This window comes from Roseiconus lacunae, from assembly GCF_008312935.1.
Classification (GTDB): domain Bacteria; phylum Planctomycetota; class Planctomycetia; order Pirellulales; family Pirellulaceae; genus Stieleria; species Stieleria lacunae.
The window spans coordinates 323,329-338,904 of the sequence record NZ_VSZO01000053.1 but is presented as its reverse complement, the minus strand read 5'-3'; the positions used below and the strand labels follow the sequence as shown (position 1 = coordinate 338,904).

Genomic DNA, 15,576 nt, shown 5'->3' with positions numbered 1-15,576 from the left:
CGAACAGGACAGTACCGCCAGGGAGCCGCTGCGTCTCCTTAGCTAATTGCGGAAAGTGTGTGCTCCCCGAGTGCCACCCACGAGCGTCGGGGCAACAGCGACAGCCAATCGTGATCGCTAGAGCAGAGCTTCTGAGAAGGCGTTTCGGGTCACCGGAGTGAACCAGATCGCCGTTTTGTGTGGTATCCGCTTATGAGGATTTTGCCGTTTTCGCTTTTCGAACAGCATTCTGATCGCGAAACCGGCGCCGAGTCGTCAGGAATCGCTGTTTCCACCTTTGCAGTTTGCGTAAACTAGAGGCATGTCGCAAACAATGCGGGTTTCGCTTTCCTAGTGCTTCGTCACAACAAAAATTTCGGGTGCAATCGATCAGCCGACGGGCGTTCGTGCCGGATGTTGTCGGGGTGGCCATGGCTAACGCCGTTCGGCTTTCCCACGATTCGAAGAAATCGAACAGCCCGCCGCTCATTCACTCATCACCGCTTTGCAAGCGAACGGCTCGAAATCGGGTTCGCAATCGTTCGACTCGCAAAGCATTCGACATCCCGATTGCGAATGGTTCGCCAAGACACCTGTATCGAGAACAACGCCGGTGCAATCCGGCAGCGCTGGGCGATGCTGGTGTGCGCGATGGCTTGTGTTCTCGTCGGCGGTTCGGTGTTCGCTCAACCACCGGGAACCTACCCACCTCCCGAAGTTGTGCTGCCCTCGCCAACGGCGGCAAACGTAGAGCCTGGCAAGATTCCGATTAAAGGGATGATGGTCTTTGATGTCTCCAGGCAATTGGTTTATGTCGGGCCGTTGACTTATGAAAAGTGGTGGCAACTGGAGCAAGAATCAGAGAACCAATCCCGGCGTTTTGTCTTCGAGAGCGTTCAAATCAGCGGGCGAGTTGACGGCAACCGAGCTGAACTTTCGATCGAAGTCCGGGTCGCGGTCGATGCGACCGGAGAAGAGTTGGTTGAAATTCCCATGGCGATGGAAAATTTTCATCGCTTGGCACCGGCAGAGTTTTACCAAGGCCGCGAAAACGGGAACAAACTTGCCTTGGACATCGACGGTCAAACCGGGGCCCAGCAGTTACTTGCCGCGGTCAAATCAGACACGGTCGTCGCCTTTCGCATGCAGATGGCGGCAAGAGTCGAGAACAATGGCCTGAAGTCTCTCCAATTCCGGCTTCCTCCGGCCCCCACTCAAATCAACCTTTTGACTGACGCCAACGAGGTTGTCGGACAGATCCCCGATCGCGATGACGAAGTGATCGAAACGAGCGTTGATGAATCGGGAAAGACGCGTTTCAACGTCGTCAGCAGTGGAGGCAACTTCACCCTGCAATGGGGAAAGCAAGACGGGCCGGTGGTGACGCCACAATTGGAATCCAATAGCGACGTGTCGGTCACCTGGAACACGCCCCAGGAGCCCTTCATCCAGAACATCGAAATGACCATTCGTGACCCTCGAGGTCCGATCTCGAATTTCCAGCTTCGATTGCCCAAGAATGCGACGATGCTTGAAAATCCGCGTTTGATTGGTGGCGGACAGTTTGGCCAACTCGAAACAGCTCAAACCAATCCTGATGATCCGTCGCTCTACTCGGTCATCCTACCTAAAGCGGAACGTCAAAAGAGTATTGCGTTGTCGTTCCGCGTCGAGTTGGAAAGCGAATCTCCGACGGCCGCCGATCCGTTGCGTTTTCAAGTTCCCGTGGTAGTCGGCGCGGTTCGCAGTCGAGGTATGATTCGCTTAATCGCGGGCCCCGAATACCGTCTCCGCTGGCGCGAGCTTGCATCAGTAAGCAAAATTGCCGGTGGCGACGCGGACGATTCCTCCAACGGTGAAAATGTCCATCAATTCCAATTTATCCGCAGCGAATTCAACCTTCCCCTTTGGCTTGATGCGACCCGCCGGGAAATCCGTGTCACCAACTCGACCAACATCGAACTGCGTGACAATTACGCAAACCTTACACTCGACATACGCTCGGCAGGAAACAGCAGTCCGAACCGACTCTTGACCGTGGACATGGCCGGGTGGCAAATCCTATCCGTTGAAAACGCTCGCACCGGCGCTCGCATCGCACGCTATGACAGAGATGAGTTCGTCGAAATTGAAAATGCCTACACAGGCATGGAAGAATCCATCCCCATCCTGATCAAAGCCAGGCGTGTTTTCGAACCAACCGACGACGAAAAAGAACAAGTCCACAAACAAATCGACCTCACGATCCCTCGCATTGTCGACCCTGGCGATGGGCAAGAACCAGTGATCGTCACGGAATCAACACTCGAACTCAGTAGTCGAGGGCGTCGTGCTTTGGTAGTCGACTTGGGACGCTCGGAAAACCTACAGCGACAGCCAACTGACGATTCCGAACAAGACGACTCGATACGCCGATTTGCGATCGTTCCGGCCGATGCCGAGTCGCGTCTTATCGGTGACTTGGTCGAACAACCGCCTCGCCTCGTCTTCGAGTCGTTCGATGCCAAGGTTCAGTTAGAAGTCGACGAGATCGATACGGTCGTTCGTTGGAAGATCCAATCCCAAACGGACTTGGAAGGTCGATTACGTATCGCGGTTCCCAAACTGGTCACCGCCGCCACCGGATTAACTCCCACTGACACGGTAACAGCGGCTTCCGGAACGAAGCCTTCTGATCAACGTTTCGGCCGCTCCGTTCCCTGGACGGTGCTAGTGCAAGGCCGACCGGCAAGCCTCGTACCGGTTGTTGATGGCGCCGCAGGCCTAGGCAACGTCGCTGCCGTTGGGATTACAACAGCGGCAAACGCGTCTCCGGACGCCCCAGCAAACTCAAACACAGCAGACACGCCCGTTTCAAACTCGGCAGTGGGTGAGGTTGACTACTTTGACGTCGTCTCCGACGCGCTCACCGACGGGACCATGGAACTTCGGTTCCAAAGGGCGTGGGCGGTTACGCAGTCACAGCAGGATCAATCGGCCAACGCGACCTTCGCTATGCCGTACCCTCTCGTGCAAGACATCACCCTACGTGGCGATGTCAATGTTGAGTTGATTGGCAACCAGCAACACGTCCTCGAACCTGTCGATGACTTAATAGACGATTCGGTGTTGCGTTATCGCAGTCTGCCAAAATCACCGATCAGACTGAAACTTTCACCACAAGCACGAATCGCGAACGAATTGCTTGTCGGTAAGGTCTTCATCCGAACAATAGTCAACGAAGTCACACAACATGATCAGATCATCGCGGTTGTTGACGGGGCGGGCGAGTTTGTCATTGAACTGGTCGGCCCCTTAGAGCCAGACGCAAAAGTACTGATCGACGGAAAGCCGGCGGCGTTTCGCTTGATCGACCAAACCATCCAACTGCGACTCCCCAAAGAGACGAAGTCACCGCACGTCATCGATGTCCGTTTGTGGCAAGATCGCACGGCGTCAGGCTTGATCGAAAAGGTCTCTCCCTTGGTCACCTTTGGCCCCGGATTGCAAGAGGTGTATTGGCAGCTGACCACACCGCCGAACAGCCATCTGTTGGGGAGTAAAGCTTCGGTGGGTCGGCTGATGCGTTGGACATTTGATCGATGGCTCGTTCGTCAACCATTGTTGGCCGAAACTGCGTTGGTCAATCGAATGGTGCAAGCAGACGCCGAGTTCGTTGAATTGACGCCGATGCCCAACAGTGGAAATCGATATTTGTTTTCGTCGATGGACGACCGGGCCTTTAGCGCATACACGGGAACGCGCACCTTGATCTGGCTGGTGGTGGCGAGTCTGGTCGTCATGTGTACGGCGATGTTGACTTACTTTCCCGTCACCCGCCATCCGGTCACGTTAATGATGGGCATTGTGTTGCTGGTCGGACTGTTGTTTATCGCCCCTGACGCGACGGTGCTTTTGGGGCAGGTTTCGATGTTGGCATTGATCGTCGTTGCGGTCATGTTGGCGATCCGCAGTCTGGTCGTTCCGACGCCTTCACGAGTCCTCAGTAGCAGTCAAATTTCTCGTGCGTCGGCGTCACGCTTCGAACCGTCGACGCGGAACGGCCGACAAGCCGAGTTTCGCTCGCCAAGCAGTATCGCGGTGACCCATTCAATCGGTCCCGAAGACGTCACGTCGGCGCCCGATGAGGTTTCGTCGTGATCGGGCGTACTACACTGACGCTACGTTTTGCTTGTCTGATTAGCGGGCTAACGATAACGTTGTTCGGGCCGCCGCAAACAGTCTTTTCACAAGAAAATACGGGGACTGAGAACACCGCGTCTGAAAACACCGCGCAGGAAGCGTCCGAACAAGTTTCCGAGACTGCTGCCCCGGCGGACAATCAAGACACTGCCGCCGACAACTTCGCATCCGATGATTCCCAAAACGGTCGCCCGCCCACGGCTTCGACGGTCGACGGCGAAGAGGTATCAGGTGGCGATGAACGACAATCCCAACCCATTGCCGAAGGCGAGCTGAGTTCGGCTGATTCGGGCGATGATTCGATTGGTGTCGTTCTGCCGGTCGATCGATTTGACGGGCGGCTACTTCGTCCGATCGGTGTCTATCAATCGCAACTGGTCGGCCTTGTTCCCAAGGATTTCATTCCTGTCGCACTCGACGAACTTCGCACCTTGTTGACGAAGGCAAACGAGCAATCGAGTAGGAACACCGAAGCAAGGTTACTGAATGCGTTTTACGATGTTCGACTAGATGACCAAATGCTGGTCAGCGACCACAGTGTGCTAGCGTTTGAACATGCTGTCGATGAAGGCGTGCGTCACGAGCTAGGACGCGTCAATCTGGCGATCGCACCTCGGCGCACCGTAGTGCGAGTGGGGGCGAACGTCACGGCAGGGTCGCAGTCCCGCTTTGAGGCAGATGCAGATGGTCAATTGATCGCCGTGGTTCCCAAACCGGAACAAAAGGCTAGCGATGGTGACGCCGCCTCCGGCGACGAGGCTGCTCAACCCGCCGATCTCGAACGCGACGATTCCAATGCTGAAGCGAAGGTCGATGTGAATGAGCCGGTTGCGGTTCGTCGTTCAGAGATCCAGTTCAGCTGGACCCTGCGCGGTGAGTCCGTCGGCGCAATGCGCAAGTACGATTTGCGGCTACCTCGTGCGGCACAGACACGACTCGTGATCTCGGTTGACCAAGACGTGATGCTTGAATCGCGTCACGGCGTACTGGTTGAGCGACCGGGACCGCCGCCAGACGCGGACGTCCAAAGTCGAGCCGGTGACATCCGATGGTACGTGTTAGAAGCCGGTGGCTTAAACCGTGTCGAAATCTACGCAAGGAAGCGAGCAACGGAATCGAACAGTAACGCGTTGATCGTTCGCCGCGAAACGAAACAGTACGACGTTGATCTATCGGGACTTAAATGGACTCACCATCTCTCGCTCGAAATGCCGGTTCGTCGAGAACAAATGAGATTGCGATGCCCCGTTGGGAAAGTCGCTGACGTGCAACTGAATTTCCTCGAAGCGAATTATCAAGTGATCCATCGGACGGATGGTCAGGCGGTGATTTCGGTTCAGATTCCGGGAAAATTTCCGGCAGACGAAACACCCCCAGCTCCCGAAGGTTCGGTCATCCCTACTCCGGTCGAATCGGCTTCGGAGTTGATGACGCTAACGGTCACGGGGCATGCCGATTGGGATCTTGGAAATGGGTTGTGCTACTTGCCGTCGGTATTGCCGATGGATCAAAGTGTGTACTGGAGCCCAACAACGACGACCGCACGCATCACGATTAACGGCCCAATCGAAGTTGCCAAATGGGATCTTCCGCCAGGGTGGCAACAATCGGTTCAGCAAGTACCGGACCAGCAGCAAACCATTTTGACAGGCGAAGGCCCCTCGACAAGCAAACCAACACTCACCCAAGAAAATTCAAACGCCGAAGCCTGGTCGACCATCGGTTTGATTCAACGCGACGATCGTGTGGTCAATCATATTTGGACAAGGATGCGTGTCAGCGAAGAACCGGTTCATTCGATCCGCGCGACAACCCGGTTGAGTTTTCGACAATCTGCGTTCGATTTGTCACCGATTATGATCGATGCCAACCAGGACTGGATCATCGATGAGGTGCGTGTCGTTCAAACGAAACGACGAGTGAACGTCGCTCCGAAAGCACGCGTGATTTCCATATGGCCATCGACGACGGAATCCAAACTCGATGAATTCGAAATCGAGATCGTCTCGCGGCGCAACCTTTTGGGGAATCGTGAAATACTTCGTGTACCGCCGTCTTGGATCATTCGGCCTCGCGATAGCTTTGTCCATCATTTGATCGCCGTGCAAGCGCCGGGCCGACGTCGATGGAACGGAGATTCGGTGCTTTTACCGGATCGTGTTGATCTAAAAAGTCTTGACGCTCAGGCCGTTTCTTTCTTGCAGCCGATGTCGGAAACCATCTTGTTGCAATCGGACTCAGGCCAGATCCCCGCGTTGGAGCTGGAACAGGTCGATGTGTCGATCGGCGTCTCGCTTAAACACATTATCCGAGATCAAAACGGCGGCATCGCCGAAACAATCGTGATTCGCTCGGCGACTTCGCAGCCGATTCGCGAGTTGGGTGTCCTCACCGGCGTGCTTCACGAAGAACCGTTTGATTGGTCGCTGCGACGAACCGACCATTCCGCCACCGTCAGCTTGCCTCCGTCTGACATCTCCGAACCTGGTGATGATCCTCTTGGCACCTACGTGATCCGATTGGAAGGTCGAGAGTTCAGTGATTATGAATTGGTGGGACGCCGCGTACTGAAATCGACCAATGATCGCATCTCGATTCAACTGCCGAGCGTGCGTGATGACAGCAGCCAAAACGCGGAACTGTTCCTATCGGAACCTTGGGAGATCGATGCCGTTCCCGAAGGCGTGGCACTCGTCCCAGGAGACGAGACGTTGCCGCAAACGACCCCGGACGAATCGTCTAGCCATCTTTCGCAACGTTTGCGCTACGATCCCGCGATGCGGCCGGAGATTAATCTGCAGAAAGTCCCTACTGAATCAAGAACTTGTTTGGTTTGGAAGCAGAACGTTGAGGTCATCGCCAGCAGTCGCAACGAAGACATCGTGCAAATGTCTGCCGAGATATCGACCCGTAAATTGATTCACATCAGTCACGATGAAGACTTGGAGTTGATCTCGATCCAGCAAAACGGAATTCGACCGAAGATCAGTCAGTCGGTCGACGGGATCTGGTTCACACCGGAAAACGCAACCGATAGGATCTCGCTTTCGATGCGTCGTCGCCACCAATCCTCCGGCTGGCTACGGCCATGTATCGCCCCCCAAGTCAACGTCGAGGGCCATCGATTAGAACAACAACTGATCTATACCACCGATCCGACGACGGTGCTGCTTTACACCAATCGGTCACAGAGAACGAATCGTGGCAACGAAGCGTCCTCGACCACCAAGACGACACCCCAGTTGACCACCGACATGTCGGTAACGCTTTGGCTAATGCCTCGGCACATCGCGTTGGCACTGGGATGGCTGGCATCACTGGTGATGGTTCAGATATCGTGGATGATCGCTAAGTACGTTCCGAAAGGGATCAACGTACTGTTTATCGCCTTAGTCTTGACGGCAAGTTCGGCGGTGATCTTTTGGCAATGGCAACTTCCGATCTTGATTTGGCTCGCCGTACCAATCGCACTCGGTGGATTGATTCATGTTCTGAATGATCGACGATTCGTCCCCCCAGGAAACGATGATCCAACGCTAAGTGATGTCCTCTTACGCGACAAACGTGAATCGAAAGACTCCGTCGACTTTTCGATGACACTCTCGTGGTGGATCTTTTTCGGTGGCTTGGCGTTCGGACTCGCGGCCAATTCGGCTCGCGCTCAATCGAATGTGATGCCACCTAGCGAAGCCGAATCGAAACGTCCGATCGAATTACTGTTGCCGCTAGACTTGGACCATCGCCCCACCGGTGACAAAGTTTATTTATCGCGTTCGGACTACGACCAACTACGCAATCGAGTGAATGCGGATGTCGCGGTCGAGGCAAAATTCCAGTCGGCGAGTTACCGCATCATCTTGGAACCGTCACGTGAAAATGGTCGTGACCTGGATGCCGAGATCCAAGCGGACTATCAAATCACGACGCCGCGGGAATCAGCCAAACTTCGCCTGCCAATCCGTTCAGACGTCATCCGCAGGATCGAACTGATCAATGGCGACGAATCACAGATCGCACGTTTTTCGGTCGATGGCAAGACAGGTGTGATTGTGGATACGCCGCGTTCGAATCGATTCGAATTGCGAGTGACGTTTGTGCCGTCTCTGGTCACTTCTCGCAACGGAGTTTCGGAGGACCTTGCGACGCCAACTCCCCCTTCGACGTCGGCAGATTCAATTGACGAACTCACCGATACGGCGGGCGTGACGCATCAACTTCGCCTGGCGATTCCGATCGTCCACATGGCCAATTTAATCGTCGAAGCGCCACGAGAAGTCTTGGTGGAGTCGCTTGGCACGCCATTCGGACGCACGTTATCACGTCCGGAACTGGGGCGTTATGAAGCCGACCTAGGCCCGGTCGGTGAAATTGCGATCAAATACCAGCGTGACCGCAGGGTCGAAGTGGGACGGATACAGTCACTACGACGCACCTATCGAATTGCCGCCGGCGTTCAATCGACCATCGTTGAATGCGAGATCGACTCGGTGACTCCGATCGAAGCGGGCCAGTCATTGTCACTCACCATCCTCGGGCCGCCGCCCACTAACTTAGATCCGACAGCCTGGAAACTAAGTGAACGGGCGCGTGCGGAAGGTCCCCTGGAAGAAGCGTCATCGGCCAGCAGCGTCGGCGTTTATCAATTCATCAAACAAACCGAAACGCCAGGACCGATCCGTTTGTTTTGGCAGCTTCAGTCGTTGCTAAACGATCCCACTTCAACCGAAGATCGAAAACTGCTGCCGGTCCCAGATGTGGTCGCGACCAATTCTAGCCAGCCGATGCAAACGATGTTCGGGATCGAGTCCGCCCCTGCGGTCCGCCTGACGGAAACAACTTCGTCATCGATTGCTGTAAATTCTGACGACTTCCTTAATCGTTGGGTTGGCTACTCCGGTCCCTTGGCCCGAGCATTCATGGTCGAAAACGATTTCCCTTCGTTTGCCCTTTGGAAGGACAAGGACGCCGACGCATCGCTGTTGATGCAACATCATCTGCATGTCGATTCGTCGACGTTGACACTGACGCTCAACGCGATCGTCATCGATCCGCGTCCGGTCACCAATCGTGTCTTGATCGCGATCCCAAAAGGCTTCGAACTACTTCGCCAGAGCATCAACGGCGAAGCCTCGGCATCATCCCTACGGACGAAATTACCTGACGGACGGACGGGGGTCTCGCTTGGTGATCGGCGCGTCGATGGCCAAATGGAGATCGAACTGGTCTGTCAATCGACCTTGGCACGTAACGGAAAGGTCGTCATTCCAAACTTCGAAGCGGTCGGAGCGATCGGTCCGACAATCAACTACCGAGTGACTCGCACGAATACCGTCAGCGTCGAATTGACCGAGCAAGCCGAATCAAACCCAATTGCAAAACCGGCGGTGGGCCGACAAGAACTGTTAGCGGGGCAAATCCCGGTGATGGCAATCCCAACCTCTGTCATGCCACCGAAGTCGGACAAGGACAAACCTGATCAAGGGCGATTCGGAAGCCTTCGAGTCCGCCGACTTCGGCGTGGCACAGCTGTCGATTGCAATCAGACTTCGCTGATGCGATACGTCGACGGGCAGTGGGTCTGCAACACACTACTGGAACTGACGTCCAACCGTATTCCAGATTACGTTGACGTGGAAATACCCGGCGCGTGGGCCAAATCGGTGATCGTCGAAAATGCTGACGTCTGGGCCATGCGCAGCTCCAACGATCTCGTCGTAAGCGTTGTTCGAATTCACTTTGATCAGGAGCCAAGCGATTCTGAATCTCAGCCGAGCAGCGTTCTGCTTTCGTGCACACTCGACAATCGCGATCAAGGACGCGTGACGGTCCCTGAAATTCGAGTGTTGGGAAATATTGTTGGCCGCCGAACGGTCTTGTTACCCAAGCGTTTGACCACCGAAAAAATCGACTGGCGGCGACGTGGGGCAAGAGAAGCGGAATTGCCCCATGATTGGCCCGAGCGTTTTGACGGGATCATTGACGACCCTGCCTTGTATTCTGCCTACACGATCGTCACGAAGAATTGGTCGATTCGATTAGAACCGCTTTCGCAAACCGCGGTCGATCCGGTTGCTCTAAGTTGCGACGCACGAGTGTTTCTGACCGGCGAACGAGCGACTGTGTTTCAACGTTTCGATGTCCTCCCCGAACAGGGAAACGAAGTCGTGCTTGAACTACCGCCAAACGCCCAGTGCATCGGAGTGTGGGCGGCGGGTCGTGAAATCAGCCAGCCTAAGCAGTCGTCCCACGAATACAGCGACGACCGGTCGAGCGACGAATCAAATAACCACCGCAGACGTTTGTCGGTGCCTTTGGCATACAGTCGGCTCCCACAGTCGATCGAAATCTTTCTTGAAATCGAGTCGCCCGATAAAGTTCTCGATGATTACCTTTGTAAACCGGTCAATATTCCATCCGGGATTCAATGGCTAAGTCTTTTCAGGGCCCCTTCGATAGAGTCCGACCGCTTGCTGACTCTTGACGAAGCCCCACCAGCGTCTTCCCCTGCCGGATACGACGAAATGGCATTGTCGCTGGCACAGAGCGTGGTGTTGGCAATCGAACGTTCTCGCGACCTATTGGCCGAACGCAGTGACGCGGAAATCTCCCGATGGCTATTGCCCTGGGTCGGGCGTTACGACGCGATCGCATCACTTGCCGGTCATCAATTCGAACCTCGCCCGGTCGCATCCGGTGAACGTATCGATGAAGCACCTGTCGACGAATTACCGGGTAGCGAATCGAACACTTCGGATGAACCGATCACGCAGGCTCAGAAAGATCTTGTCGATCCTCGCTGGGAGGTCATGGACGAGCGTTTGCTGTCGTTTGCCGGTCGCTTTTTAACCGCCGAGACAGAACTTCCGAAACCGTTGCTCTCACCACTTCGGTTCTATGACTATGAACTCTTGCAAACGAAACAACTTGACTCACTCAATGACGTGCCTCTGCTAAAGCAACGATTCGCGAAACACGAAGGGTTGCAGCGTACTTTGTTTAATATAATCACGATGGTTACGTTTGCGTTGGCAATCATTTTGCTCTGGCCGTTTCGTGGACGGTACCGACACTGGATCACTCACCCGGCACTTTGGCTGTTGTGCATCGGTCTGCTGTCATTGTTTTTCATCCCAACGCCTGTCGCCTTGGCGGTTATTATTACGGCGATCACAGTTCCCGCGATCAAGGCCCATCAATCGCGACCTCGACGTTCATCAACGGTCAATGGTCGTGATCAATCGCGAGCAACTTAGTCGATCAACGCGATCCCGATTGGTCTCCTGTATGCCGAAGCGTTCGACCAAACAGTCATTCAACAAGTGACTACACTTTGAGCCGGCGCCTCCAAGTTTCTTGCGAATGACGAATCGTGGGGATTGGCCTGTCAGGGGGCACTCGCCGTGGCGACGGCAAGACGCCCTTAGCTGCCACCATTGAACTGGCACTCCCATGGGTCATCAGTTTGCTCTCTGCGGTGTGCGGCGAGAAAGGTGTAACCTTAGGTTGCCGGGTTACCGCAAACGAACGTGCAACAACTTGCAGCAGTCGATGCCCGATCGCTGATCCCCCCTCCTAAGTCGCTTGGTATCGATGGTATAACTGAACAAACCATTCAGTTGTTCCTACGGCAAACTGATCTTCAACGACGGTTGCCACCCTCTTGCCGGCCAGACTCTCGGCATTGCGTCCACCTGATCGCCGATAAATATCGCCCATGCTATCCATGTTAACCCGCCGGCTCGCGAGCACGACGACGTCTCGTCCGTGGGTGACGATGATGGCATGGTTTCTTATCACGGCTCTGTTTGTCGTCTTCGCACCGCGATGGAAAGATATCGCCTATGACGGCGACTTTGAATATCTGCCCGATCGCATGAATACCGTCGCGGCGGCAAAGGTCCTCGACGAAGCCTTTCCTGGGGAGCGGGCGCGAAGTGAGATCGTCCTGGTAATCGGACGTGAAAAAAACGCTGAAGCGTCGACGATGCCGTTAAGTGATTTGGACTTGATGGTCGGCGATGACTTGCTGCGCCGCCTCCACCATCGATTGGCGGAAGTCAGCTGGCAACGAGCGATTCGGTTGGGGTATGAGTCGGGGCCCATCGATGATGCGCCGGAAGCAGCGCAGGAATGGCTTAATCGTGCCAAGGAGGAACTTGATCGATCGATCGCGATTGACTCACGGTTTTATGAAGCGTTTTCACAGTTCGTGCCCGAGACCGAGCCGACGTTAACGCAACCTCGAATGGCGATCAGCTACTTTGACCGTGCTCTCTTGCTGCGGGCACTCGACACCGATCTGGACCAGGCCGATGGTGACCTGGAGGACGCGACACTGTTGATGCAAGAGATCGCCAGCGCCGCGATCCCGATCGAGCAGCGTGACCTTACGGCCTGGGACGGCATGCTGGACCTACTATCTTGGGATGACGCGATCTTGGGAAGTTTGCTCAGCCAACCGGCGGCGAAACTGGCGGTCGTGCGGATGAGCAGTGAGTTGGCCGCGACCGGGAACATAGCGACGCTCGAATCCCTGGACGCACTTCTTTCTCAAGTCCGCGAATACAGCTTGCGTCGTGTCAACGAGTCACAACCGGACGTCCAACCACTTCGGTTGGAATACACCGGCTCGGCCGCGATCGGCGGAGAAACACTGATCGCATCTCGAGACGCGATTCGCTATACCGAATCGATCACGGTGTTGATGATCTTGCTGATTCTGATCATCGTCTATCGTGCCCCATTGTTGGTCGCCGTCCCCATGGTTTCGATCGGAGTCGCGGTGGCAGTATCCACCGGCCTGGTAGCGCTGCTCACCGATTGGTCGATTCGCGATGTTATCGCTTGGTTAGACATGCGGGTCTTCACGACCAGTCGGATCTTTATTGTTGTGATTTTATTCGGTGCGGGAACGGACTACTGCCTGTTTCTGATTTCGCGACTTCGCGAAGAAGCCGCCAAATCGGAATGGAATGAAGCGTGTCGCAAAGCCATGGTCGGTGTGACTGCGGCGTTACTTGGCAGTGCGCTTACGACGGTGTTTGGCCTGGCGACGTTATGGTTTGCAGAATTCGGAAAGTATCATTACACCGGACCGATCATCGCAATTTGTTTACTGGTCGGTTTGATGGTTTGTCTGACCCTGACGCCGGCGATGCTCGTGGCGATCGGACCAAGCGTCTTTTGGCCAGGCATCATCCGTCCCGAAGACCGCCCAACGAAGTCCTTGTTCGCAATGCCGGATTCAAGCTCTTCGGGAGTTCGACGCAGCAACACGTGGGACTGGATCGCCATTACGATCACGAGGCGACCGCTGCTGACGTTTGTCTTGGGAATCGTTGCCTTGCTGTTGCCCGCCATCTACGGATGGGTCAATGAACGCTCGGTGACGTATGACTTCAGCAGTCAGCTAGATCATGATGCCGACAGTCGTCGTGGTTTTCGTCTGATGTCGCAGCATTTCGAAATCGGCAAAATTAATCCCGTCACTGTCTTGATCGTCAGGCCGGAGGGAGTACCACGGGAAAAACTACGCAAAGAAATCGACACGCTTTCCAAACGACTCTATCAACAACCTGGTGTCGTGGGCGTTCGGACAGCCAACGATCCTCTTGGTGATTTTCCACCGGATCGCGAGATGGGATTGTTGAGCAGTGAGAGTTGGCGGCGAAGGGCGTTGCGGCAACACCGGCTCGCGCAAAACTATTTCTTTTCACACAACCCCGATTACCAAGATCGGCTTGCCCGGCTGGACATCATTGTCGACGGCGATCCGTTTTCGATCGAGACGGCGAAACTTGTCTCCGGTATCGGCAAGATGCTTGGCGAAGTCGGCGGCGATTCAGATTCGGTTTGGCAAAACTCTAAGTTTTTCTTCACCGGAACCACGCCTTCGATCATCGACCTACGTAGTGTGACGATCGCTGACAATGTGCGGATCAAGGCGGCGGTGGTGGTTGCCGTATTGATCATTCTGATCGCCGTGATCCGTCGAATCGGCTTATGCCTGTACCTGATCTTTACCGTGCTGTTGAGCTACTACGCCACATTAGGACTCACCGTCCTGTTTTTTCAAGCAACTTACGGTGATGCTTATGTCGGACTAGATTGGAAGCTGCCGTTGTTTCTCTTTGTGATCTTGGTCGCCGTCGGGCAAGACTACAACGTTTACCTCGTGACGCGGATCGTTGAAGAACAAAAGAAACGCCCCTGGCTGTCAGCCTTGCGATACGCCGTTTCGCGGACCGGCGGCATCATCACCGCCTGTGGGATGGTCATGGCAGCAACGTTTTTCAGCATGACCGCTTCCGCGTGGCTTCCCGCGTTGCTCAACTGGTTCGGTATTGAAACCGATGCGACAACAGGTTTGCGGGGTATCATCGAGCTAGGATTTGCACTTGGCTTGGGCGTCTTGATCGACACCTTCTATGTTCGAACCATACTTGTCCCGAGCTTTGTAGCGTTAAGTGGAAAGAGACGACCAAAATCCGCTTGATGATGATTTGTTTAACGCACTTCACCCGATTCCCACGGGCTTGTCAAAAAGTGAAACATGGCCCACCGAAATCGCGTTAGCCACGGTTGCTCTGTATGATCTACTGCTCAGGTCCGTCGACTGATCGGTCACGCCCGAACCTTCAGTGCTGACGGTGTGCAAGGTGCAACGCCGCAAAGAACACGGCAAGCCACGTCGTCCATCCGATCAGATAGGCCAACGAAAAGTTGCTTTTCAACGGGTAAAAAAAGCGAACTCGCATGATGAGTCGAACGATTGCGGCAAACCATATCAATGAGCTTGGCAGGAACACTCCGTGCAGCACCAATAAGCTTGGTTGAGACAGATTGATCCATCTATCACTTTTGGTGAAGAACAATATTGACGCAATGCTTGTCACTAAGATCACCGTTAAAGTGAACGCGGTCGACGTTGTGATCGCGCGTGACCGTTTCCTCAACCTGCGAAAGCTCTGCGTGCCGACCATCCAACACAAAACGCCGGCGGTCAGCCACACCCCGTGAAAAGCTAACGCCTCAACCACGGTTAGTCGTAATCGAGCCTGTAGGACCAAGTGAAAATTCAACACTATCGGCAACCCAGTCGCGAGCCCAAGCCGCAACCAGAGATTATTCCCATGCTTGGATACATTGATCACTAAAGACCAAAACGCGGCATACAACACGATGACCAGTGGAAAGGTGTAACGCAGCGCTGGCGAAATAAGGATCTCATCAATCGAGGCAAGCCAAGGCGAAGATGCCGGTTCCGAAGCGTGGATTAACTCCCGTAAATTCTCTTGATGGATGACGATCGGATAGCAAAACCAGGGAACCGCGAACCCCCCAATGAGCAATGTGAATTTCTCGAAGCTCGAAAGTTGCTCGTCACCATCACGCATTCTGTGTTGCCCCCCTTGG

Annotated in this window: 4 protein-coding genes; 3 read left to right on the top strand and 1 reads right to left on the bottom strand. The window is 54.7% G+C overall.

Annotation, left to right across the window (positions count from 1 at the left end; genetic code table 11):
- Positions 1 to 555: 555 nt before the first annotated feature.
- The 3 genes from FYC48_RS24325 to FYC48_RS24315 all read left to right on the top strand — a co-directional run bounded on the left by FYC48_RS24325 (position 556) and on the right by FYC48_RS24315 (position 14,656).
- Complete coding sequence (locus tag FYC48_RS24325; RefSeq protein WP_149499384.1) at positions 556 to 4,119, top strand: hypothetical protein; 3,564 nt, start codon at positions 556 to 558, stop codon at positions 4,117 to 4,119.
- Positions 4,116 to 11,414 carry a hypothetical protein gene (locus tag FYC48_RS24320; RefSeq protein WP_149499383.1) on the top strand — a complete coding sequence of 2,433 codons (7,299 nt, stop codon included), beginning with the start codon at positions 4,116 to 4,118 and terminating at the stop codon, positions 11,412 to 11,414. The genes FYC48_RS24325 and FYC48_RS24320 overlap by 4 nt, the downstream gene beginning before the upstream one ends.
- Positions 11,415 to 11,875: 461 nt before the next feature.
- Entirely contained in the window at positions 11,876 to 14,656 is a 2,781-nt protein-coding gene (locus tag FYC48_RS24315; RefSeq protein ID WP_149499382.1) for an MMPL family transporter, read from the top strand.
- A 142-nt stretch (positions 14,657 to 14,798) separates the two neighbouring features.
- Here the strand turns inward: FYC48_RS24315 and FYC48_RS24310 are convergent, their stop codons facing one another.
- Positions 14,799 to 15,557, bottom strand: a complete 759-nt coding sequence (locus tag FYC48_RS24310) for a hypothetical protein (RefSeq protein ID WP_149499381.1) — start codon at positions 15,555 to 15,557, stop codon at positions 14,799 to 14,801.
- Positions 15,558 to 15,576: the final 19 nt, after the last annotated feature.

What these genes read in the sequence shown, in the direction of transcription:
- FYC48_RS24315 (WP_149499382.1), top strand. Translation starts at nt 11,876, where the DNA reads ATGCTATCCATGTTAACCCGCCGGCTCGCGAGCACGACGACGTCTCGT.
- FYC48_RS24310 (WP_149499381.1), bottom strand. Translation starts at nt 15,557, where the DNA reads ATGCGTGATGGTGACGAGCAACTTTCGAGCTTCGAGAAATTCACATTG.
- FYC48_RS24325 (WP_149499384.1), top strand. Translation starts at nt 556, where the DNA reads ATGGTTCGCCAAGACACCTGTATCGAGAACAACGCCGGTGCAATCCGG.